The following is a 22,318-nucleotide window of genomic DNA, read 5'->3' as shown; positions in this document are numbered from 1 at the left end:
ATCCGGCGAAGGGCGAGGGACAATGGCCGCGATCCGATGTGGGCAGACCATCCGCGACTACGACGAGCTGGGAATTCGAGCCGCCCGGGTGGCCACCGGGCTCGCCGAACACGGTGTGCGCGCCAGCGACCGGGTAGCGATCTACCTGCACAACGACATCCCGTTCGTCGAGGCGAGCATCGGCGCGGCGATCCTCGGCGCGATTCCGGTTCCGGTGAACTGGCATTGGAAGGGCGCGGAACTGTCCTACCTGCTCGACGACAGCGACAGCCGCGTGATCTTCGCCCATTCGGACCTTGTTCCGATCGCCGAATCCGTGGCCGACGAGCGCCCGCTGATCGAAGTGGGGCACGACGCAGCGCCACCGACCGGACGCCACCGCGCCTACGAGGACTGGCTCGCCGCGCACGAGCCGTGGTCCCGGCCGCCCATGCGGGCGCCACAATCCATGATCTACACCTCGGGAACCACCGGGCGACCCAAGGGAATCGTGCGTGCGGCCACCACCCCGGAGCAAAGCCGGGCCGGCGCCGGACTCCTATACGAAACCTTCGGCCTCGCACCGGGAATGCGCACCCTGGTCCCCGCACCCATCTACCACACCGCACCGAATGTGCACTGCCTGGCCAGCGCCACGTCGGGCATCGACCTGACGATCATGCCGAAATTCGATCCGGAGGACATGCTGCGCCTGATCGAAGCCCACCAGATCGACCATTTCCAAGCCGTACCGACCATGTTCGTCCGGCTGCTACAACTCCCCGAGGAGGTCCGCGCCCGCTACGACCTGTCCTCGTTGAAGACGATCGTGCACGCCGCCGCGCCCTGCCCGCCGGAGATCAAGCGCCGCGTCATCGATTGGCTGGGCCCGATCGTGCGCGAATATTACGGCGGTTCCGAAACCGGCGGCTGCGTCGCCTGCGACAGCCACGAATGGCTGGCCCACCCCGGAACGGTCGGCCGCCCGATCACCGACGCCGACGTCCGCATCCACTCCGACACCGGAGAATTGTTGCCCACCGGCACATCCGGTCGCGTCTACCTCCGCCCGCCCACCGGCTGGTCGAACTTCACCTACCACGGCAACCCCGACAAGCGCGCGGCCATGGAACGCGACGGCTACCTCGACATCGGAGACATCGGCTACCTCGACGCCGACGGCTACCTCTACCTCAACGACCGCAGCACCGACATGATCATCTCCGGCGGCGTCAATATCTACCCCGCCGAAATCGAAGCCTGCATCCTGGATCTCCCCGGCGTCCGCGACGTCGCCGTCTTCGGCATTCCCGACCCCGATCTCGGCGAATCCATCGCCGCCCACGTCGAAGCCACCGGCCTCACCGCCGACGACATCCGCAACCACGTGCGCGCGAATCTGGCCGGCTACAAGGTCCCGAAGATCGTCGTCTTCGACAACAATCTCCCCCGCGAGGACACCGGCAAACTCTTCAAACGCAAGATCCGCGCCCAATACAACTGACGGTCCGGCCTGCGTATTCGACGCGGCCCGAGTCGATCCCGAGACAGCTGATCACCCCACCGAAAGCCCTGTTAGCGTACGAGCATGCAGGGAAGTGTGACAGTTCGAATGGCCGCGCCCGCCGAGAAGATCTGGGAGCTCGTCAGCGATATCACGAACACTGGCAAGTTCAGCCCGGAGACCTTCGCTGCCGAGTGGCTCGGTGGCGCAACCGGACCCGCCGTCGGGGTGAAGTTCCGTGGGCACGTCAACCGCAACGGCTGGGGGCTCGAGTACTGGACCGTATGCCGGATCATCGCATCCGACCCGGGCCGCGAATTCGCCTTCACCGTGCTGGGTCCCGGCGGCACGCAGGTGAACACCTGGCGTTACCGCTTCGAACCGGTCGAGGGCGGCACCGATGTCACCGAATCCTATGAGCTACACCCGATCCTGCCGCTACGCCTGTATTGGATGATCGCGGGACGACTGCGAGGCAAGACCAATACCGAAGGCATGCAGAAGACGCTCGAGCGAATCAAAGCCGTCGTGGAAGGCTGACCGCCGTAAAGGCGAATGAAGTCCTGCCGACGGCTCAACGGTTGTAGGGCTGCTCCTGGACCCAGCTGAAGCCGCGGCCCGTCAGCGGGAACGAGTTCGGGTCCTGCCGCGTGAACGAGGCGTGGATGCGATGGCCCGAGTAGTCGTCGGCATCGATGATGAGGCGGCCGGGGCCGGGCCACCAGTACGTGAGGCGAACGCGGACCGGGGTTTCCGCATAGGTGCCCAGCGTGATGCGGTTGTGCAGGTCGATGAAATGACGCCGCGGGTCGATGGTGCCGCCGTACTCCTCGAACGAGTCGTCCATGTGCTGGATGGTGAGCACCACCGGATCCGTGACATGAAACGGGCGGTCGACAACGACTCGGCGCCAACGTAATTCGTCGGTCAGCAGGGGATCGCGCGCATAGCCCTCCGAGGAGAAGGCGGCCACCTGATAGATGCCGTACAACTCGGGTGTGTGGTTGTGCCACTGCCGCCAGTTCTGGGCGCCGGTCACACCGAGCAGGATCAGACCCACGACGAGCTGGGCCACCAGCGCGATTCGGTTGGCTTTCGCAGTGCCGAACAGCGGAACCGGCCGGAACGCGGGAGCAGCCCTGTCGGAGAACAGAACCGACAGCAGCCGCCGCGCATGGGGTGCGAGGAGGAACAGGCTCAGCAGCAGGAACTGCGAGGACACAGTCTTCAGGCGAATGTCGTAGGTCATGTTCAACAGGAAGACCTGCATCATATCCACCGCGCACAACAGTGCGCCTGCCGCAGTGGCGCGCGGAATCAACAGCAATACTCCCGCCAGCAGTTCCGCGGCCCCGAGCATGATCTCGTACGGCTGCGACACGCTGACCTGCGACCACAGCACGCCCTCCGGACTGAAGTTGCCGTACGGCTCCACCAGCCGATTCAACACGAACGGCATCTGAGTCGGAATTGCCTTCGCCATCCCGAAATAGAACATGGCGATCGCGAGCACGAACCGCAGATACAACCGCGACCAGGCGAACAAGCGGGTGTAATACGTCCGCCGCCGATCCAGCACCGACCACACCACCGTGGCCACCGACGCGATCACCAACAGCAGAAACAGCGCGGTCCACTGAAACGCGCTGTCACTGCCGACCTGCGTACTGACCACGCGCAGCCCCAGCACATTGGTCGCGGTCCACTCGATCGCCGGGCGCGCCACCCGCAGCACCGAAGTCCAGCCCGCATGAATCCCGACACCCGCGAGCAGAATCGGAATCAAGCCGAACACGCCCGCCAGCCCGAACAAACCGAAATAGCAAACGCCGAACCGAAACCCTATGCGAGTCAACGGATGCCAATGTCCCTCGGCAGATCCCCCATCCTCGGTCTCGGCCATAGGATTCCCTCCCCCTCGGAACACTGCGCCGCGAGACTAAGCGCGCAGCCTTAACGAGTACCGGGTAGTTCGCTTAACGACCCGGCCGCCGATGAGCGCCTCGAGTTGAGATGCCCCCAAAACCTGGAAACTGGTTGCCGAGTGGAAACCTACTCACGTACGGTCGGCTGATGGACGACGCACAGAATCCACAGCGGGCACTGGACATCGCCGCCGCCGCGACTCGCCAAGCGCAGGAAGCCGCCTCGCTACCCAGGTGGGCACCCATGCTGGCCGGTGTGTTGACAGGATTGTTTCTTGTACTGATGGACGCCACGCTCTGGTTGAACCTGGGTGTAGCGCTCAGATCGATCGCCGGGATCGCCACGATCGTGACGGGCATCGCGCTGTACAAGGTGGTGTCATGGATGCGTGCGACCCGGCGTGCACGAGGCGTCCTGCCTCTCACACCGCCGCAGTGGCAGAGCAACGCCGTATGGGGGGTGTTCCTGCTCGCACCAGCAGGAATGCTGATCGACGTGATCGTGGGTGCGTGGACCTGGTACGCCGAGTCGGGACGACACACCGCATCCCGGAAGATGCGGCCACGACAGAGCTGAACGAACCGTTCACCCCCGCGTCGACTGAAACCTGTCGCCCGAATTCCGGGCGAACTCCTACCACCTATCGGCCAGTCGACTGACGAAACATGCTGCTACTCAACATATCCGGCAATGCCACACGGCGCGCCAGCAGGTCGGCAACAGCCCACCCACAAGCGATGCCGACTCGGGAGCGCCCGACAATCCGAATTGTCGAACATATGTTCTATCGTGAGGTAGGCTGCTTCGCGTGAACATACATTCGACCGCGCTGGCGCCGGATGCTCCAGCACCGGGATGGCCGGAACTCGCCGATGTCGATTTGCTGCGCACCCTCGTCGAAACCGAACGCCGTCGAAGGCGACTGGATGCCGCCATGCGCGCGGCCGTCGCCGAAGCCGAACGCCGCGGCCTGGCCGCGGACACCGGCTATCGCGACACCGTGGAGCTATTGACCGACCTGCTGCGGATCAGTACCCACGAAGCGCGCCGACGAATCGAGTACACGGCTCCGCCGGCCGGCTCGCGTTCCAGGAAGGTGTGGCGGGTGCTGTGGCGGCAGCAAGTTGAGCCCCAGCCGGTTGCCGTGACCCCCGTTCGAAGCGGCCACGCGGCACGACCGAAAGTTCAACGACCCGAGCTCATCTCGGCCGGACGTACACACTGATCCGCCGAAGCGCCTTCATACGGGGTTGTCAGGATGCACGCCACGGTTCGCAGGTGAGACCTGCCGGTGGTACCGAGCCGTCGACCCCGGACGTCGCGTCGTAGGACAGCAACTTGATCGTGGTGTTGTCCTTGTCGAATGCCGCAAAGAGGATTGCTCCCGCGGTATCCCATTCGGCAGTCGTCGCCCCGTCATGCATCCACTGCACCGTGGAGATGAGCGAATCGGCCTGGTGCCCGTTCGGAGTTCCCATGGCGGCCATGACTTCCCCCTTGCCCTGCCCGAGGTAAAGGCCGCACCAGGTGGTCAGTGGATCGGCGGCAGCGTGCCCGGTGACGACGCAGGGCCCCGCGATGAGGGCCAGCTGGATCGCACCGACGAGAGCCGCGCGGTGTGCGTACTTGGTGAATCGATGGATTGTCATATCCCGCCCCTTCTATCGGCGCCCGCGAACGTGTCATCGCGGGCGCAGAGCAGATGCTGCCGCATAGGGCCGACAAGATCCGCGAGTGCCCGGCCGGAGGCCATCGGGATGACACCCCTCTCGCTTGAGTAGACTATTGTCAGCGATGAGTTTCGAAGACCTGCCGTGTCGATATTGACGAGGGCATCCGCGCCTCGCATCACATCCATTGCGAAGAAGGACAATATGAAACTCGACGATGCCGCACGCCAACTCATCGGGTCCACGCCCGCGACGCTGGTCACGCTCAATCGCGACGGTAGCCCGCAGGTGAGCCTGGTCTGGATGGCGGTGCGGCGCAACGCCGCCGGGGACGATGAGCTGGTGACTGCGCACCTGGCGGAACACCAGAAGGTTCGCAACGTCCGGCGCGATGCCCGCGTCGCCGTGACCTTCGTAGCACCCGACCGCACCACGCTTCAGCCCGCGTACCTGTCGATCAAGGGCACAGCGCACATCGAGGAGGGCGGCGCACCCGAACTACTCGACGAAATCGCCACATCCCTCCTGGGCCCCGGCACCGGTTTCCCGCCGCCCGGCTCGCCGGCAGGCTATCTGACCCACATCACGATCGAGAAAATCGGCGGCGTCGGCCCCTGGGCCTAGGCCCACAACCCCACCCCGTCGTCTGAGGACCGGATCGCGTCCAGCCGATCCGGTCCTGATGCGTGGGCATCCCGCGCCCGACCGAGTCGAGATCACATGCAGAACACCGGACCCGGGTGTGTGAGCACGTACGAGACGGCGAGGGCGGCGGTGATCCCCGCGGCTCCGGTCCGGTGCGAATGAGGGAAGTTACTCGATCCGACTCCTCGGTAATACCCGTTGCCACGCAATAGAAGTCGACGAGTTGCGGATGATTTCGGTGCGGCCATATCCTTCGCCCGGAGGCTACACAGATCCGAACCGACCGAAGGATCGAATAGACAATGACCTGGTCGCGACCACGAATCACCATCGGCGATGAACGCCGGATGCTCGAGGACATGCTCGACCGCAACCGGGCCGAGTTGGGCAACACGCTTCGCGGCCTGTCGGAGGAGGATGCTCGCCGGCGCCTCGTCGCGTCCCTGACCACGCCGATCGGACTGGTCAAGCATGCTGCAGTCGCCCAACGGATCTGGTTTCAGCGTGTGCTGGCGGGACTGCCCGAGAGCGAATGCGACGGTGGCACGACGCCCGGCGATGCCAGCTTCGTCGTCGGCGAGAACGAAACCGTGGCTGACGTGATCGCCGAATTCGACCGTGGCAGCGAGCGTTCCCGTGTGATCGCCGCCGACTTCGACCTCGACGAAGTCCGGACCCACCCCCTCCTCGGCGAGGTGAGCCTGCGATTCATCTATCTGTTCCTGATCGAGGACTTCGCACGTCATGCGGGTCACGGCGATATCCTGCGCGAGCAGATCGAACATCCGTAACCGTTGCGCCACACGACGTTCAGACCGGCTGGTAGGTATGCACGCAGATCGGGTGAAGTCTGGCCGATCGCCAAGCGATAGCGCACAATTGAGGTTCCGTCGGACTCGAGTGGGGATTGGCATGAAGGCGCACATGGGTCTCGCGGTTGCCGTGCTGGCTATCGGGCTGGTCGCGGGGTGTTCGAAGCATCCGGCGAACACTGTGGCTCAGCAGGTTTCGCCGGTGCCGGCCAAGCAGCAGTCCGGTGTTGCCGTCGGCCCGGGACCGGTGCAGTACACCGTGCAGGCGCAGCCCGCTCCGGGGAGTTGCCATTACCGCAAGACCTCGGACGGACAGCCGCTGCCCGACCCGGCGTGCACTCCGGGCGCGACGAACCCCAAGGTGACTACCGCGGATCTGGCAACCACGATCTGTAAGTCCGGTTACACCCTGTCGATTCGGCCCACCGAAGCAATCACGGGACCGGAGAAGAAGGCGAACATCAAGTCCTACGACTACACCGGCAACCCCGCCGACGCCGAGTACGACCATCTCGTTTCGCTCGAACTCGGTGGCGATCCGAACGATCCGCGCAACCTGTGGGTGGAGCCGCCTTCACCGGGCCACAAACCCGGTGAAGGAGTGAACAATCCGAAGGACGGCGTCGAAAGCAAACTGCACAGCCTGGTCTGCTCAGGCAAGGTACCGCTCGGTGACGCGCAGGTCGCCATTGCGACCGACTGGACCACGGCCCTCGCGGTCGTCGGCCATCCCGACGGCAAGTAAGGATCACTACAGACGCCGGTCGTGTCTACAGCGGCATGAGGTGGTGCTTGCGCGGACCGTGGTCAACGGTCTTGTCGCGGAGTAGACGTAGGGCTTTGCGGATTTCCAGTCGGGTGTGGGCCGGTTCGATCACCGCGTCGATATAGCCACGTTCGGCAGCTGTCCACGGCGTGGCCACGGTGGCGTTGTAGAAGTCGATCAGCTGCTGGCGCAGGGCGGGGCGCTCGGTGTCGGAAACGGTTGCGAGCCGGCGGCGTTGGGTCAGGCCGACGGCGGCTTCGGCGCCGATGACGGCGATGCGCGCGGTCGGCCAGGCGAGGTTGATGTCGCCGCCGAGTTGTTTGGATCCCATGACGGCGTAGCCGCCGCCGTAGGCTTTGCGCACGATGACGGTGACGATCGGAACGGTGGCTTCGACAACGGCATAGAAGAATCGGCCGCCGCGTTTGATGACGCCGATCTTCTCCTCTTCGACGCCCGGCAATACGCCCGGGGTATCGACGACGAAGATCAGCGGGAGTCCGAACGCGTCGCAGAGCCGGATGAAATGCGCTGCCTTGTCGGAGCCGCGGGCATCGATCGATCCGCTGGCCATGAGCGGCTGGTTGGCGATCACGCCGACGCCGCGACCGTCGACCCGCGCGAACCCGGTGATGATATTGCGGGCAGCGGCATCGCCGACCTCGTGGAAATCGCCGTCGTCGAAGATCCGCAGGAGGATCTCGTACATGTCATAGCCGGCTCGATCACGGTCGGGGATCAGGGTATTCAATTCCCGGTCGCTGTCGGTGATGTCGGGTTCGAGTCCCGGATTCACTACCGGAGGCCGGTCGAAGCAGTTGGACGGCATGAAGCTCAGATACTTTCGCGCCCAATCGAAGGCCGCGCGTTCATCGATGGCGATGTGGTGGATATTGCCGTTGTGGGCTTGATTGAACGCGCCACCGAGTTCTTCGAGGGTGACCTCTTCACCGGTGGTTTCACGGATGACATCCGGCCCGGTGACGAACATGTACGCGGACTCCGTCGCAATCAGCACATCGGTATTGATCGGTGAATAGACCGCGCCCGCAGCGCATTTGCCGAGCATCAACGACACTTGCGGGACCGCCCCGGACATTCGCAGTTGCCGGCGGCTCAGCGCCGCGTACCAAGAGAGTGAGGTCACCGCGTCCTGTACCCGGGCGCCGCCGGAGTCGTTGATCGCGACGAACGGGCACCCGACATCGGCCGCCAGGTCCATGGCCGCGGCGACCTTCCGGCCGAACATCTCCCCGATCGAGCCGCCGTACACCGTCTGATCGTGCGAAATCACCACCACCGTACGACCGTCGATCGTGCCCCGGCCGGTGACCACACCGTCACCATAGAGCGCATCGGCCCGCCCGGGTTCCCGCACGAGCGCACCGACTTCGATGAAACTGCCTGGATCCAAGAGCATTTCGATGCGCTGACGCGGGCTGGGAATGTTCTTCGCGGCACGTTTGGCAACGGCCACGACTCCCATCGGCTCGTGTGCCTCTTCCAACTTCTCTTGCAGCAGAGCACGTTTCGCGCCGGTTGTCTCCACGAATGAGTCCTCCCTCGAACCGGGCTACCGGTTTCATCTTCAAGCGCAGACCCTAGCCGGAATAGACGAGTACACAACTATGTGCACTGCAATAAACTCAATGTCGTGTCGTCTACAGCAATGCACCGCAGCGCAACGAGTTACCAGGCACGAGCCGGCCGCGCCCTCGAGGAACACACCAAAGCGATGATCGTCGCCGCTGCTGAGCAGGTGATGATGGACAGCATCACCACACCTCGTCCGGGCAGCTCGATCGAACGACTCACGCTCGCCGATGTGTGCGGCAGTGCCCGCGGATACATGCGCCGCGACGGCACCGAAGGCCCGATTCCGAAGGCCACCATGTGGAAACACTTCAAAACCTTCGAGGCCCTCGCCACCGCGGTCATCGAGAACCTGACCGCCGACAATCGACCGGTCCCGGATCAGATCGCAGCGCTCGCCGCACGAGGCGAACACGCCGGCACTCGGCCCGACGGAGTCGATGCGCAACGATTGGAGGCGCGGTTCTCGGCCCGGCATTACGACATCGCTCGCCTGGAAGAACAGTTCGACCACGCCTCGACCCGTAATGACCGCTCCGACATGCTGTTCTGGGCCGCCGAGCTGGCCGAACGCCACCTGCAACACCGGCGCCGCGGAGATCGGCAACACGTGGTCGCGGCCCGCGACTGGGCACGCCGCGGGATCACCCTGGTCGATCCGACGGCACGCCTGGATTGCATGATGGGGATACGCTGCACCCGCGCGGCCGCAGCCGCCGAGATGACCCTGTGCAGGAAGCCCGATTACGAGCCCACCGGGCTGAGCCGGATCCGATCCATCAAAGAAACCGAGATGGCGTTCGCCGATGCCCTCGGCTGGCAGTTACACCACGAACTGGCCCGATTCCACGCCGAACATGCCCGCGCCCTGAGCGAAGAAGATCCCGAACGCGAAATGCGATCACATCACGCGATCGCCACCATGCTGATCGAGCTGTGCGGACCGACGCCGAGCATCGCCCGGGAACCGCAGGACACCCTGCGAGCAAAAGAACTCGCCGATGTCATCCTCGGACTGCGCCGAATGCATATGGCCTACGCAACCCATCCCGAACACCAGCAGCTGTACACCACGATCTTCGGCGCAGATATAGCTGACCGGACACGACAGTTGTTGTCCTGCTTCCCAGAAACCACCAGAGAACGTCGCCGCCACGAAGACAATATCCGGGCGCTACTTCGCCTCGACGACTGCACCCGCCAACGCAACTCGACCGTCGAAAACTACGAACAAGCAGCCATCGACCTGCTCCGAACCGCGGAATACGGCACGATCCGCGACATCCTGGTCGCGCGCTACCTGACCGCGAAAGCGCAATCCCTTGCCCAACTCGACAAAAACCCGAACCAGCCTGCCGAGCGCACGGACACCGGCCGAACCGACGGCTCTCTTGTGCATCCCCACCCCGCGGCAATGATCCAAGCCGCCATCCAGTTCTACGACCACACCACCACTGCCAGCCCGCGCGGCGCCGTCGGCATTCTTCGCACCATGGCCGCCAGCGCCAGCGCCGAACTGAAGCATTCGAACCCGTCGCGAGCCGCAACCGGCGCCGCAACCACGCCGGCGATCAGCGAGTTCGACACCATCGCCAAAGCGATCAACGACCTGGTGCTGATCACGATCAGTCGTCGAAACAGATTCTCCGACAATGAGATCGAACAGCTCATCGACATGATCGACCCCATGTATTACTACATCACCTCGGGTCGGAACTGAACAACCATCGGCCGTCATCCTCAGGGTGCGGTGACCGGGGTATCGCAGCTGGCAGGCGGATCGACCAGCCGGCAGTCGGTGGGTGGGCGGGCCGGTTGGTAGTCGGCCGGTACGCCGTTGTGAGCGATGATGTCGCGGTAGGTGTCGACCGCATCGGTGGGAATGCGCTTCAGGGTCGGATCGGTCAGGACATTGACCGTGTAGAGGCCGAATCTCGGTGTGTAGGAGCCCCATTCGTAGTTGTCGGTGAGACTCCAGTAGTTGTAGCCGATGACGTTCATACCGTCGGCCTTCGCACGTTCCAGCCAGTAGACGGTGTCTCGAAGATGCTCGGAGCGGGTGTACCCGTCCGCGCGGGGCTGCCCGTTCTCGGTGGGGATCCCGTTCTCCACGATCCACAATGGCTTGCCGGGGAAGAGCTTCGAATAATGTTGGAGCGCATAGTAAATACCCTCCGGATAGACAGGAAGATCCCACATACCCGCGGATGCCGAGGCCGAATCGCCAGCGGTGTTCGCGGCAGCTTCCGGCAATTCGTAACCGAAGTAGTAATCGATCCCGATGAAATCGAGCTTGCCACCGATGAGCGCCATCAACGGCCCGTTGACCTGCGACTCTGCCCCGGCAACGTAACCGACATTGCTGGTCACCAGCGCATTGGGCTGCACCTGATGGATGTAGTCATAGATGCTGTTGTGCGCCAGCGCCACCTCCCCCAACATCTGACCGGCATCGGTCTGATTCAGGTTCACCTCGTGCATGATGTAGGCAACCGGCTCATTGATGGTCACCCAGATCGGATTGCGGCCCGCATACCGATCGACAACCTTCCGCATATTGGTGAGCCAGTCCTCTACCATCCCCGGATTACGCCAGCCACCCCGATCGGCCTCCCACCCCGGATATACCCAGTGATCCAGCGTCAGCATGGGCCGCATCCCCGCCGCCACGATGGCGCCGATCACGTCGTCATAGAACGCGAAAGCGGCCGGATCCCATACTCCCGGTTGCGGTTCCAGTCGAGCCCACTCCACGCCGATCCGAAACACCTTGACGCCCAGACCTCGAGTCAGGGCGATATCCGACCGGTACCGCGCCCGGAAATCGACCGCATCACCGAGCCGGTCCCAGCCAGGAGTGGCTTCGATATAGCGGGTCCAATTGCTATCGGGTGACTGGCCTTCGGATTGAAACCCGGAAGCCGCCACGCCCCAGAGGAAATCGTCCCCCAGCACGCTGCTGCTGCTGTCCGGAGCGGTACCGGCATCCCCCGGAACTTGCAGCAGAGCAGCGGCCATGACCAGCACAGCCACGACGACACAACGAAATAGAGTGCGCATCGGCACTTCCCCGGGGCCAGTGCTCGAAATGAGCGAACGCGGTTACTGACTCCTGGATAGCTGTGCTTTATCTCGGGAAGGTGCCGGGGCGATAGTTGTTTGGCTCCGGGTCAGAGCGGTTGTGCGCCGGGCTCGAGCAGTCGTTTGGGGTGCATGCCGTCGACCTGGCCGATGAACGGCGGGTGGATGCTGTAGCCGAGCATGCGGCGGATGTCCTCGGAGACCGCGCGCACGGTGTCGCGGGTGGTCGAGAGAGTGAAGGCTTCCTGGGGCCGCAGCCATGGCTCGCAGTACTGGGCGGTTACGGCCAGGCGCGGGTTCGGGGAGTGGTTGGCGCCACCGCCGTGCCAGAGGGTGCCGAGGAAGAACACGCAGGAGCCGGCTTTCATGACCACTGGTTCGCGTTCGGATTCCTGGGGTATGCGTTGGCCCCACTCGTGGCTGCCGGGGACGATATCGGTGGCGCCGTTGTCGGCGGTGAAATCGTCTATCGCCCAGATGGTGGCCGCTCCCAAGGCTTTTCGTGGGCGTGGCAGGGGATAGAAGCCGTCGTCGGTGTGGAACATCTGCGCCTGCTCGCCGGGCAGGATGTTGATCACCTGCAGCATGGAGAGCAGATAGTTCGGCATGAACAGTCGATCCAGCAGCGCGAGCACGCGTGGGTGGTCGGCGATCCGGTCGCAGGTGCGGGTCTTGTTCAGCACGCTGTACACGCGCTGCGTGGTGTGTCCCTCGAATCCGTTGCGGCCGTGCCGATCCAGCAGGGGCGCAACGGATTCCCTGATGTCGCCGAGCTGTTCGGGGGTGAGCAGATCGGGCAGGATCACATACCCGTCGCGCAGCACCGCGGCCAGATCCGCGTCTGCGGTGGCCGGGTCGACGGCCGCGCCGCTGCTGGTGGTCCGGCGATAGGTTCCGGCCAGATCGCCGGCCAAATTCACCAGCGACGATGCTTCAGTGCCCATGCGGGGACTCCTCGAGATCAATAACATAACTGAGTTCTGTTATGATTCCGACTATGGCACGCGCCCCGATCGGACGTCAACAACTCCTCGATGCCGCCCGCGACGAACTTGTCCGCGGCAATGGCGTCATGGAACTCGCCGCGCTGACCCGCCGCGCCGGCTTGAGCACCGGCGCCCTCTACCACCACTTCGGCTCCAAAAGTGGTCTGCTGGTTGCGATTTACGACGCCTTCTACGACGGACTGGCCCACGCCATCGCCGATACCCACCTACCCGCCGGCGCCGACTGGGGCGTCCGCGAGCACGAACGCACCCGCCTCTTCGTCACCTACCACTTCGCCGACCCGCTCGCGCCAATACTGCTCAACCGCACCGCCCCCGACCCACAGCTCACCGAACTGGAAGCCGTCTACATCCAGAACATGAGCGACAACGCCGCCGACAACATCCGCCGCGGCCAAACCCTCGGCCAGCTCCCCGCCGACCTCGATCCCGACAGCGCCGGCGCCTACGTCATCGGCGGCCTGCGCCACGGCATTGCCCAGCAACTCCGCACCACCCCCTCCCCCACTCCCGACCAAGCCACCGAACACCTCTGGCGCCTCACCGCCGCCGCCCTCGGAACCGCCTGACCCCCAACGTAACTCCGCTACTTCGCCGACTCACGCTCCTCAGCGATCCGCCGCCGAATCTCATCCCAGGACAGCGGCAGCTCCTCCACCGGCGCCCTGAAGAACACAAACGTCGCTTCCCGCATCACCTTTCGCTTCCGCGCCACCGTCGACTTGTGCGGCTCGGCCCCCGCATAGGCATAAGTCGCCGCCTCGTCCTCCCGAGCCGAGTAACTCCCTCGCCGGGTCTTGGAGTCCGACCGCGTCAGCGACCGAGGTCGGAGAGGATTTCGGTGGCGGCTCGGGCGCCGGATTCCGCGCCGCCGTTCATGTAGCCGGCCGAGTCGAGGGAGGTGTGTTCGCCGGCTAGGTGGATGTTGCCCTGGCGGGTTCCTTCGTAGCCGGCGAAGCGGTGACAGTAGCCGATCGGGTAGGCGCTGTAGGCGCCGTTGGCGAAGGGGTTGAGGTGCCAGGCGGAGAGGGTGGCTCGGCCGTTCCATAAGACGGCTACGCCGGGAACTACTCGTTCGAATTGGGGCATGACGGATTCGACGTAGGCGCGTATCGAGGGGTCGTCGGCGGTGAGGAAGGGGGCGGGTGGCTGGAAGCGCCAGGCGCCCAGGCCGCCGCCGTATTGGAGGGCGATGCCTTGTGTTCCGGGCTGGCCTGCGGTGGCGTCCCAGATTTGCTGGTAGCCGATGTCGGTGAAGCTCATTCCGGTGGACTCGCCTGGCCAGGGGCCGCGGCCCACCCAGGGGCGGGCGGTGAATTGCATGTTGAGTTTGGTGCAGGAACCCATGGGGAGGGCTTCGATTGCACCTCGCATGCGGTCGTCGAAACCTGCTGCGCTGTAGTCGATTCGCTTGAGGACACCGACGGGGAGGGTGAGGATGGTGTGGTCGGCTTGGAGGGTGCGGCGGGTGCCGGCCTCGTCGAAGGTGAGGGTTTGGGTGCCGTCGGCGTTGCGGGTGATCGCTTCGAGGCGGTAGTTGTGTTGCAGGGCGCCGGGCGGCAGTTCGGCGGCGATCGCTTGCGGCAGTCGCTGATTGCCGCCCTCGATCTGGTATCGCTCGTCGGAGGCGCCCCACACGCTGGGCTGGGCGGGGGTCTCTTGCGCGCCCATCAGTTCGACTATGTTCAGGGCGGTTTGCATCTCGGTCGGTAGACCGTATTCGACGACGTACGCGTCGTCGAGGAAGCGGGCGATCCAGTTCGAATAGCCGCCGGGGACTCTGGTGGCGATCCATTCGGTCAGCGTCATGTTGCTCAACGCCACCCCGGCGGGGTTGGAGTCGTTCCAGGTGGGAGATTGCGGAACGGCCGCCAGATCGGCCTGCAGTGCGGCGAATACCGGCTGGAAGTCCGTGGCGTACTTCTCCTCGGAGACGTAGCCGCCCTCGAAATACAGGACGTCCGAACTGCCGGGCGGCGCGGCCGCGGCTGCGTCGACCAGCGGCAGGCCCATGCGCTTGCAGAGATCCAGGATCGCGGTGTGGTCGGAATCGATTGCCTCGCCGCCGTATTCGCTGACCTGGCCGCCCTCCCAGTAGCGAGCCTCGGAGTACATCCGGCCGCCGACCCGATCGGAGGCCTCGTAGACGGTGGCGGGGATGCCCTTGTCGGCCAGGGTCAGTGCGGCGTTGAGTCCGGCGATGCCCGCGCCCACGATCACCACTCGCGGTACGTCCCCGGGGGCCGCCGCTGCCGGGCGGGGTCCGCCTGCCCGCGCGACCAGCGCCGCGCCGGCAAGTACGGCTCCGGCCCGGAAGAGACTGCGGCGGTTCAGGATAGGCGTCCGATCGGCCGCGCGAGCGAAATGATCGGTGCGCGCGGCGCGGTAGTCGGCCAGCGGCATCCTGGTTCGCGCGGCTCCGGCGTAGTCGGCCGTCGTGCGCTGTGCCATTCGGAACATCGGTGTGCGAGGCATGCGCCTCCTTCAATGGTGATGTGCGAGAACAACTTGCGGATCAAGATCGAGAGCACTGATGAAAGCTCACACGGGCACCTGACCGCAACCATCTCGGGCAACGGATTTCGTCGCAGATTGCCCGCCAATGCCGAAGTAACCACGCACTCAGCGACTTCTGACAACAGAATCCGCACATAACAAGCATGTAAATAATCCCCTCGCGCCGATCGTGGATCATTGATGCCGCTACACCTGTCGAGCCTGCGGAGATCTGCCATGACGACTACCGGCGATCAGGAACTGTGGTGTCCGATGCGGAGCTCGGTGCATCCGATGATGGAGTCCATCGAAGCGGACAGCATGCTGTGGCTCGAAGGGCACGGTGTGATGCCGGCGGATCGGGTTGCGGCATTCCGGTCGGGTGCTCCGGGTACGTTGGGGTCCTTCACCTATCCGCGGGGCACGCGGGAGGGGACGCAGCTGGCGTCGGATTTCATTACGTGGCTGTTCGCTTTCGACGATCTCTACTGCGACGCGAACCGGATCGGAAGTGACCCGGTCGAGTTCAGCGAGCTCATCGGCGACATGATCGAGGTACTCGAAGCGCCGGGTTCGGCGGACTCGCATGAGCTTCCTGTCGCCCGAGCCCTGCATGATCTGGACCGGCGGGTCGAGGCGATGGGCTCAGCCGTCCAGTGGCGGCGCTGGGCGGACGATACCGAGAAATACCTCCTCGCCAAGCTGTGGGAGGCGGGCCGGCGCTCCGCGAAATCGCTGCCGCCGCTTGCCTCGTACGTGCATATGCGCCGGCTCGGAGGGGCAAATGTCGCCTGCCTCATGCTGACCGATATCAGCCTGGGCTGCGAGGTCCCGGCCGAGGTGATGTGCAGTCCGAACATGAGCGAATTGGTGAAGGCCGCTGCCGATCTCGCCGACCTCGACAACGATCTGCTGTCCTACGCCAGAGAAAGCGGGCCCGACGAGGAGTTTCCGATCAATGGGGTGACCTCGGCGGCCCTGCACGGCGCCCGCGACACGGCCGCTGCCATCGCATGCGTGCTGGAGTTCAGAGATGACCGGATGCGTACGTTGCTGGATATGTCGGCGCACTTCGCGGAGCCGCTCGGCAGTCCGGCCGCCGAGTTCAGCCGTGGGGTCTGTGATTGGGTCGTCGGGCATATCGAATGGATCATGAAGTCTGGTCGGTATTCTCGGCTGCCGGCCGCGTCCTATCCGGCGGCTGGGGAGTAATCGACGCGCGTGCGGTGACGCGCATGTTCAGCTGTCTGGGCTGAAGTGTCGCGGACCGGGCCGGTCGGCTGTCGTTGCCGGAGACCGCGTGCAGGCGCCAGCGAGCGGCCAGGGTCGCCAAGGTCAGCGTCAACTCGGTCATCGCGAAGTCCTCGCCGATACATTTGCGAGCGCCGCCCGCGAACGCCAGAAAACTGCCGCGCGCAGATGCTTTCGCGACATCCGACAGCCATCGGTCCGGATCGAAGCGCTCGGGTTCGGGATAGAGATCGGCGCGGTGATGAACCGTGAAGGCGCTGTACATCACCGTAGTGCCGGCAGCGAGCGAATGGCCTCCGAGTTCGGTCTGCTCGCTGACCGTGCGGGTGACGAACCAGACCGGTGGCCGCAGGCGCAAGGTCTCCGTCATGATCCGGCGGGTCAGAGGCAGCCGGGGAAGATCCTCGAAGCAGGCAGATCGTCCCGCCAGCACCGAATCGACCTCGGCGTGAAGCTGATCCGCAATGGGCGGATTCTGATCGAGCAGGCTGAAGGCCCACGCCAGCGCCGTGCCGGTGGTTTCGGTACCGGCCACGAAGAACGTGATCACGTGATCGCTGATTTCGAGATCGCTGAGCCCTCCCCCGTCCTCGTCCTGGGCGGCAACCAACGCCGACAGCAGATCTCCATGGTCGACTCCTTCGGAGCGCCTGGCAGTGATGATCTCGGCCAGCGCGGCGCGCAGATCGGTGATCGCACGCTCGTAGGCGCGATTGCCCGGCGTCGGCAATCGCAGCAGCGGAGCCGGCAGCACCGTGCGCGTCATCAACGCGCGCACAACATGATCGACATCGCGCAGCATCCGCGACAACACCGGCCGCGGCACGGAATGGGCGAACAACGTCGCGGCGGTCACCGTCGAGGTGAGCGCATGCATCTGCGCCTTCACATCGATCACCTGACCGTCACGCCAGGATTCGGCGATCTCGGTGATCTGCCGGCTCATCACCGACGCGTAATCGGCAGTGCGCGAAGGATGGAACGCCGGCTGCACCAACCGCCGATGCCGCCGATGCATGCCGTGCGGGCAAGTGACCAACCCGTCGCCGAGCAACTCCCTGACGCGGTCGAGCAGAGGTCCGCCCTTGTCGAAGATCCGGTCGTGCCGCAGGAGTTCCTGGGTCAGGTCCGGATCGCAGACCGCCACCGCCGTGACCGGCCCGAGCCCGATCCGGACCAGGTCACCATGCGCGGGCAGCGAACTCAGAAAACGAAGCGGGTCACGCAGCAGCGAAACCACATGGCCGAACAATGGCAATCGATGCGGAGCGACCGCGATCGACGACGAGAAGGTCATGACTGCTCCATGTTCAGGTACACCACGAGCTCGCGAGGCAGGCCGTGTGTGTCGTGCAGGTAGCGATAGTGCGTACCAGTCGTTCCAAACCGAGACCGGTGTCGATATTGGGCCGGCGCAATGGTTCGAGTCTCCCGTCCGGATGCCGGACGTATCGCATCATGACGTGATTCCACACCTCCACCCACCTGTCGGCAACAACTCCCAACCCCACCGCAAGCTCTGCGGGCCGCCGTAGTCACCGAGCGACCACGAGCCGAGCATCTCGAAGACGGTCAGGTGGGTATCGTCGCCGATCTCATCGAGATCGGTGGTGCGCAAACATCAATGAGCGAATTACCTTGCACGAGTTCATGACCGCGCTCGCGGAAGAACTCGAGGAACGTGTGAACGGTTTGATCTGTGGTCATCACGGCGGTTACTCCATCGAGGTGAAATCGACCGGAGCACCACCGATTATCGAGTCACGCCGCTTTCAAGGCGTCCAGCATCCGGCCGTACTCCGGATACTCGGCGAGCAGGAACTTCTCGCGGCCACGCCATCGCCCAATCGCGGCCAGCGGCGTGATCAGGAGCTTGAACAGCCAACGCGGCAGCGGCGGGAAGTAGAGGCCACACCGATCCAGCACAACGGCATTGAGGAGCAGATGCCCCGGCCGCTTGCCGGGCACCGGAAGGTATCCGTCCCGCGAGAGCAGGAACTTGATCCGCAAGCCGTACTCGACGACCGCACCCGGCGTCCCAACGACTTTCACGATGGCAGCGGTATCGGCGGCCTGATTTCGCACCCCGTGTACATGATCGAGTGCCGCGGTCACCGGCACGCCGGCGACCAGTCGGTTCCACTGCCCGTCCAACCAGACCTCACAGTCACCATCGACGAGTTCGAAGATCTCCTCGTACGGATGCGCGTGCCGCGGAATCAGCGTTCCCGGCGCCAACTCGAGCAGCATCACGACTTGATCGTCGGATCCCTCGGCCGCCGTTTCGACAAAGGTGAGTGTCTCGCCGGTATTCGGATCAACGATTGTGCGACCGGTCGGTTCGGGCTTCGAGTCCTGCTCGGACTCGGCATGAGAGTCGGTCATCGCGGCAACCTCCGCTGAGTGTTCTGAGAATGATGCCAATCTCTTCTAGACTTGTATCTAAGTACATCTCTAGAAGCGCTTCTAGTCAATATCGAGGGAGCACCGGACACGCGATGACTGTCGACGAAGACGGCTCGACCAGCGAAGACACCCGCGCCTCACGAGCGCGAGCCACACGGCAACGAGTGATCACCGCCGCCTACGAGCTGATGTCCGACCGCGGATACCCCCAGACGACGATGGCCGACATCGCGGCCCGCGCCGGCGTGGCGGTACAAACCGTGTACTTCGGCTTCGGCAACAAACCCGGCCTACTCTGCGCAGCCTTCCAATACGCAGTCCGAGGCGACCACCAGCCGGTCCCTCCCCACAAACGCCAGTGGTTCGAAACATTCACCTCCGAGCCCGACTTCGCCTTCGCACTGACCACGGTCGTCGAAGAAACCACCAGCATCCTCGAACGCGTAGCCCCCCTCACCGCAGCCATGCGAACCCTCGCCGACGACCCCAATATCACCGAGTTCCAGCAACAAAGCGACAGACTCCGCGAAGACGGATACCGACTCACCATCGAGTTGCTCGCCGCGAAACGCCCCCTCCGCACCGGCGTAGACATCGACGAGGCCACCACGGTCCTCCTGCTGATCCTCGGCCCCGACGCCTACCGCTCCATGGTCATCGACCACCACTGGAACCGAAGCCGATGGATCACCTGGACCGCACAGATGATCCGCGAATCCCTCTTCCAACCAATCGAACCATCAAGACAATAACGACATATGGAGTAGGACAAACCAAACTTCCTGTCGCACATACCTCGACCACCACTACCAGGACCGGATCTGCTGCGGCCGAGGATTGCACGCCGAAGACCAACGGGCCGAGAGGTTGTCCCGGGCCGCTGGTCTTCAGTGGAAGATGCGATACGACGTAATGTTTATTCTTCGTCGAGGGTACGAAGAACCGCTTCGGGTTTCGTCTAGCGAGTCCAGTCTGCGATCGGTTCTTCCGCACGGTCAACCCCCTATGGACACAGAAATTCCGAGCTTTTCGTACAGGTCGTGGCTCATCATCGCCAGCACCCCACCAGCCACCAGCGTTGCGACCACCGTCGATAGGACAATCGGGCGCAGTTTTCTCCGTTCACCAGAAGTGTTGCGGCGCAGAAGCGTAACGTGGATCGCAAACAAGGCGACAGCGAAGACGATCGCTGCGATGAGCGACCGGAAGATCAGTTGCGGAGTCAGGAATTCGTAGAAGTAGTGATTGATGGTGCCTTCCGAACCGTTCCCGCAGAATAAGCGCAGGGATACCGTCGCCACGATCGTGGTTGCAAACGCGGCGGCGATCCAGCACACGGCGGTTCCGGCAACCAGGAGAACGAAACCGATAACCGAGACTTTGATCGCCGATGCCCGGCGCGCACGCAACAGGATGATTGCCGGAAGTCCGGCAATCAGCGCTCCGGCCAGCCCGGCGGTCAATGGAATCGGCAGGTCGTAGATCCGGTACGCGAGGATCGCACCGGCTATCGGAGCCATGCCCAGGGAATCCGCGAATCTGTACGCGAAGAACGCTTCCAGGCAACCGCCGAGCACCACCCCGAGAAACGCTAGTGCGAAACCCGCCGCGATCCACCGCCCGATACCTGATGCGCCCCTGCCGAATTCACTCCCCGCCATCGGCACTTTCACTTGACCAGGCTCGTACACAGGATCTTTCACCCGGTCAATCTAGAGCACACTCACCCCCGCCGCCCGCTCCTGAGCACGTTCGAGCCCCGGGTGGCGATGCCTGCGCCGCGCATCAGCCATTTGAAGGATCGGGTTGCCGGGCTTGGGAGTAGGCCAGCCAGTTGTATTCGCCGGTCGCGGCGGTGCGGAGTCGGGGTTCCGTGAGATCGGATCCGGTCGGCCGCTGATTCTGCTGCACGGCTTCATGGGATCACTTTGCGCATGCTGGTACGGGGCGCGGTGCCGGGTCGCGCGATCGTGGCCGGGCAGGGGTTGGCGAAGGTGAGTGGGCCTCAGGGCGGGGCGAGGCGGCCTGATTCGGCCGCGTCTCAGCCCTGATATTCCTCGTCGGTGACGTGTTCCTGCCACTCGGTCGGGCCGTCGGTGACGGCGATGTGGGTCATGAAGGCGTCGGGGGTCGCGCCGTGCCAATGCTCTTGTCCGGGATGGCAGATGATCGTGTCGCCTGCCCGGATGAGCTGCCGCTCGCCGCCACGGGATTGGACGAAGCCGACACCGGCGGTGACGTGCAGGACCTGGCCGGCCGGATGACGGTGCCAGGCGCTGTGCGCGCCGGGGGTGAACAAGACGTTGCGTACCTCGGTGTTTCGCGTGGCGCCGATCTGCGGCCAGAGCCAGACGTCGCCGGCGAACTTGTCGTCGGGGCCTTTGGTTATCGGTCCGGGGTCGCGGTTGATCGTCATGGCGGTGTCGCCGGTCAGTGGTTCGGCAGGGACAAGGTGCTGTCCATTGCCGGATGTCCGGTCGGCCGTTTCATTCTCGGGCATATCACTCCTGAATAGCGGCGGGAGAGAAGGTTTCGCATTCGGCAATCCAGGCTCAGGCCGGGCGCGCGTGGCCGGTGAGGAGGCCGATGGCCCCGGCGATCGCGCGGCTATAGGCCTCGGGTGAGTTCGAGGCGCGCGCCAGCACATACCCGCCCTGGACCACGGCGACGAGCATGGCCGCGGTGGCCGCCGGATCCAGCGCGGCGTCGAACTCCCCGTCGCGGCGGCCGTCTGCGAGCATCCCCGTCAGCCGGTCGGTGAGCCAGTCGAAGGTCCGCTCGACCGGCTCCCGCAGCTGCGGATCGCCCATGACATCGGGATCCTGCGTGAGCCGGCCCACCGGGCACCCTGCCAGGACGCGCCGTTCCAGTCGCAGGTAGGAGCTGATCCGCTCCAGTGCCGTTCCGGGCCTGCCGAACTCGGCCTCCGCGCGGTCCCGCATGTCGGCGGCGCTGCGGTCGATCGCGGCCCGCGCGAGGTCGGATTTCCCGCGGAAGTGGTGATACATGCTCCCCTGGCCTGCTCCGGAGCGTTGCTGGATCGCCTTCGGGCTCGTGCCCACATAGCCACGCTCCCAAAGCAATTCGCGGGCCGTTTCGATCAGTCGCTCCCTGGCATCCACATGATCACTGTACAAACTAGTAGGTACAGAAGCTAGATCCATCCGTGTTTGCTTCCGGCT

Annotated in this window: 24 protein-coding genes; 11 read left to right on the top strand and 13 right to left on the bottom strand. The window is 64.3% G+C overall.

Annotated features, from left to right (window positions below; all coding sequences use genetic code 11):
- Nucleotides 1–22: 22 nt before the first annotated feature.
- Nucleotides 23–1,483 carry an AMP-binding protein gene (locus ACIP5Y_RS37260; RefSeq protein WP_400357162.1) on the top strand — a complete coding sequence of 487 codons (1,461 nt, stop codon included), beginning with the start codon at nucleotides 23–25 and terminating at the stop codon, nucleotides 1,481–1,483.
- Nucleotides 1,484–1,567: 84 nt separating this feature from the next.
- Nucleotides 1,568–2,023, top strand: coding sequence for an SRPBCC family protein (locus ACIP5Y_RS37255; protein WP_400357160.1), 456 nt, complete (start codon nucleotides 1,568–1,570; stop codon nucleotides 2,021–2,023).
- A gap of 34 nt (nucleotides 2,024–2,057) precedes the next feature.
- On the opposite strand, the gene ACIP5Y_RS37250 is transcribed toward ACIP5Y_RS37255, so the two are convergent.
- Nucleotides 2,058–3,386, bottom strand: coding sequence for a DoxX family protein (locus tag ACIP5Y_RS37250; protein ID WP_400357158.1), 1,329 nt, complete (start codon nucleotides 3,384–3,386; stop codon nucleotides 2,058–2,060).
- A gap of 170 nt (nucleotides 3,387–3,556) precedes the next feature.
- Here ACIP5Y_RS37250 and ACIP5Y_RS37245 point away from each other — a divergent pair, with 170 nt between their 5' ends.
- Both ACIP5Y_RS37245 and ACIP5Y_RS37240 read left to right on the top strand, forming a co-directional pair.
- Nucleotides 3,557–3,985, top strand: a complete 429-nt coding sequence (locus ACIP5Y_RS37245) for a hypothetical protein (RefSeq protein ID WP_400357156.1) — start codon at nucleotides 3,557–3,559, stop codon at nucleotides 3,983–3,985.
- A 232-nt stretch (nucleotides 3,986–4,217) separates the two neighbouring features.
- Nucleotides 4,218–4,634 carry a DUF222 domain-containing protein gene (locus ACIP5Y_RS37240; protein ID WP_400357155.1) on the top strand — a complete coding sequence of 139 codons (417 nt, stop codon included), beginning with the start codon at nucleotides 4,218–4,220 and terminating at the stop codon, nucleotides 4,632–4,634.
- Between the two features lie 28 nt (nucleotides 4,635–4,662).
- Here the strand turns inward: ACIP5Y_RS37240 and ACIP5Y_RS37235 are convergent, their stop codons facing one another.
- Nucleotides 4,663–5,058 (bottom strand): hypothetical protein, encoded by a 396-nt coding sequence (locus ACIP5Y_RS37235; protein ID WP_400357153.1) that lies wholly within the window; start codon nucleotides 5,056–5,058, stop codon nucleotides 4,663–4,665.
- Between the two features lie 225 nt (nucleotides 5,059–5,283).
- On the opposite strand from ACIP5Y_RS37235, the gene ACIP5Y_RS37230 reads away from it, so the two are divergent.
- The 3 genes from ACIP5Y_RS37230 (at nucleotide 5,284) to ACIP5Y_RS37220 (ending at nucleotide 7,281) form a co-directional block, all read left to right on the top strand.
- Nucleotides 5,284–5,703 (top strand): TIGR03618 family F420-dependent PPOX class oxidoreductase, encoded by a 420-nt coding sequence (locus ACIP5Y_RS37230; RefSeq protein ID WP_400357152.1) that lies wholly within the window; start codon nucleotides 5,284–5,286, stop codon nucleotides 5,701–5,703.
- A 368-nt stretch (nucleotides 5,704–6,071) separates the two neighbouring features.
- Complete coding sequence (locus ACIP5Y_RS37225) at nucleotides 6,072–6,515, top strand: DinB family protein (RefSeq protein ID WP_400357150.1); 444 nt, start codon at nucleotides 6,072–6,074, stop codon at nucleotides 6,513–6,515.
- Nucleotides 6,516–6,636: 121 nt separating this feature from the next.
- Complete coding sequence (locus ACIP5Y_RS37220) at nucleotides 6,637–7,281, top strand: hypothetical protein (protein ID WP_400357149.1); 645 nt, start codon at nucleotides 6,637–6,639, stop codon at nucleotides 7,279–7,281.
- Nucleotides 7,282–7,306: 25 nt separating this feature from the next.
- Here ACIP5Y_RS37220 and ACIP5Y_RS37215 read toward each other — a convergent pair whose 3' ends face one another.
- Complete coding sequence (locus ACIP5Y_RS37215; protein ID WP_400357147.1) at nucleotides 7,307–8,851, bottom strand: acyl-CoA carboxylase subunit beta; 1,545 nt, start codon at nucleotides 8,849–8,851, stop codon at nucleotides 7,307–7,309.
- A 105-nt stretch (nucleotides 8,852–8,956) separates the two neighbouring features.
- Here ACIP5Y_RS37215 and ACIP5Y_RS37210 point away from each other — a divergent pair, with 105 nt between their 5' ends.
- Complete coding sequence (locus tag ACIP5Y_RS37210; protein WP_400357145.1) at nucleotides 8,957–10,615, top strand: hypothetical protein; 1,659 nt, start codon at nucleotides 8,957–8,959, stop codon at nucleotides 10,613–10,615.
- A 20-nt stretch (nucleotides 10,616–10,635) separates the two neighbouring features.
- On the opposite strand, the gene ACIP5Y_RS37205 is transcribed toward ACIP5Y_RS37210, so the two are convergent.
- Nucleotides 10,636–11,955: a family 1 glycosylhydrolase gene (locus ACIP5Y_RS37205; protein WP_400357143.1), complete on the bottom strand. Its 1,320-nt coding sequence runs from the start codon at nucleotides 11,953–11,955 to the stop codon at nucleotides 10,636–10,638.
- A 110-nt stretch (nucleotides 11,956–12,065) separates the two neighbouring features.
- Complete coding sequence (locus ACIP5Y_RS37200; RefSeq protein ID WP_400357141.1) at nucleotides 12,066–12,920, bottom strand: phytanoyl-CoA dioxygenase family protein; 855 nt, start codon at nucleotides 12,918–12,920, stop codon at nucleotides 12,066–12,068.
- A gap of 53 nt (nucleotides 12,921–12,973) precedes the next feature.
- Between ACIP5Y_RS37200 and ACIP5Y_RS37195 the strand changes: the two genes are divergently transcribed.
- Nucleotides 12,974–13,552 carry a TetR/AcrR family transcriptional regulator gene (locus ACIP5Y_RS37195; RefSeq protein WP_400357140.1) on the top strand — a complete coding sequence of 193 codons (579 nt, stop codon included), beginning with the start codon at nucleotides 12,974–12,976 and terminating at the stop codon, nucleotides 13,550–13,552.
- Nucleotides 13,553–13,796: 244 nt separating this feature from the next.
- Here the strand turns inward: ACIP5Y_RS37195 and ACIP5Y_RS37190 are convergent, their stop codons facing one another.
- Nucleotides 13,797–15,458, bottom strand: coding sequence for a flavin monoamine oxidase family protein (locus ACIP5Y_RS37190; RefSeq protein ID WP_400357139.1), 1,662 nt, complete (start codon nucleotides 15,456–15,458; stop codon nucleotides 13,797–13,799).
- A 258-nt stretch (nucleotides 15,459–15,716) separates the two neighbouring features.
- Between ACIP5Y_RS37190 and ACIP5Y_RS37185 the strand changes: the two genes are divergently transcribed.
- The gene (locus tag ACIP5Y_RS37185; protein WP_400357137.1) at nucleotides 15,717–16,691 is read left to right on the top strand and encodes a hypothetical protein; all 975 of its coding nucleotides are present in this window, start codon (nucleotides 15,717–15,719) and stop codon (nucleotides 16,689–16,691) included.
- On the opposite strand, the gene ACIP5Y_RS37180 is transcribed toward ACIP5Y_RS37185, so the two are convergent.
- The 4 genes from ACIP5Y_RS37180 to ACIP5Y_RS37165 form a co-directional block, all read right to left on the bottom strand.
- Nucleotides 16,630–18,027, bottom strand: a complete 1,398-nt coding sequence (locus tag ACIP5Y_RS37180) for a cytochrome P450 (protein WP_400357135.1) — start codon at nucleotides 18,025–18,027, stop codon at nucleotides 16,630–16,632. The genes ACIP5Y_RS37185 and ACIP5Y_RS37180 overlap by 62 nt on opposite strands.
- A 13-nt stretch (nucleotides 18,028–18,040) precedes the next feature.
- On the bottom strand, nucleotides 18,041–18,187 hold the full coding sequence (locus ACIP5Y_RS37175; protein WP_400358045.1) for a hypothetical protein: 147 nt from the start codon (nucleotides 18,185–18,187) through the stop codon (nucleotides 18,041–18,043).
- Nucleotides 18,187–18,291: a hypothetical protein gene (locus ACIP5Y_RS37170; protein ID WP_400358043.1), complete on the bottom strand. Its 105-nt coding sequence runs from the start codon at nucleotides 18,289–18,291 to the stop codon at nucleotides 18,187–18,189. Before ACIP5Y_RS37170 ends, ACIP5Y_RS37175 begins: the two co-directional genes overlap by 1 nt.
- 200 nt (nucleotides 18,292–18,491) lie before the next feature.
- Nucleotides 18,492–19,115, bottom strand: a complete 624-nt coding sequence (locus tag ACIP5Y_RS37165; protein WP_400357133.1) for a cupin domain-containing protein — start codon at nucleotides 19,113–19,115, stop codon at nucleotides 18,492–18,494.
- A gap of 113 nt (nucleotides 19,116–19,228) precedes the next feature.
- On the opposite strand from ACIP5Y_RS37165, the gene ACIP5Y_RS37160 reads away from it, so the two are divergent.
- Nucleotides 19,229–19,888 carry a TetR/AcrR family transcriptional regulator gene (locus ACIP5Y_RS37160; protein ID WP_400357131.1) on the top strand — a complete coding sequence of 220 codons (660 nt, stop codon included), beginning with the start codon at nucleotides 19,229–19,231 and terminating at the stop codon, nucleotides 19,886–19,888.
- Nucleotides 19,889–20,131: 243 nt separating this feature from the next.
- Here the strand turns inward: ACIP5Y_RS37160 and ACIP5Y_RS37155 are convergent, their stop codons facing one another.
- The 3 genes from ACIP5Y_RS37155 to ACIP5Y_RS37145 form a co-directional block, all read right to left on the bottom strand.
- Nucleotides 20,132–20,839, bottom strand: coding sequence for a hypothetical protein (locus ACIP5Y_RS37155; RefSeq protein WP_400357129.1), 708 nt, complete (start codon nucleotides 20,837–20,839; stop codon nucleotides 20,132–20,134).
- Between the two features lie 338 nt (nucleotides 20,840–21,177).
- Nucleotides 21,178–21,636, bottom strand: a complete 459-nt coding sequence (locus ACIP5Y_RS37150) for a cupin domain-containing protein (RefSeq protein WP_400357127.1) — start codon at nucleotides 21,634–21,636, stop codon at nucleotides 21,178–21,180.
- Between the two features lie 52 nt (nucleotides 21,637–21,688).
- A complete protein-coding gene (locus ACIP5Y_RS37145) occupies nucleotides 21,689–22,258 on the bottom strand; it encodes a TetR/AcrR family transcriptional regulator (protein WP_400357125.1) in 570 nt (189 codons plus the stop codon).
- Nucleotides 22,259–22,318 lie beyond the last annotated feature (60 nt).

This window comes from Nocardia sp. NPDC088792, from assembly GCF_044750615.1.
Lineage (GTDB): Bacteria > Actinomycetota > Actinomycetes > Mycobacteriales > Mycobacteriaceae > Nocardia.
Note: the sequence above shows the minus strand (reverse complement) of the source record. Positions and strands in the feature narration are given on the sequence as shown.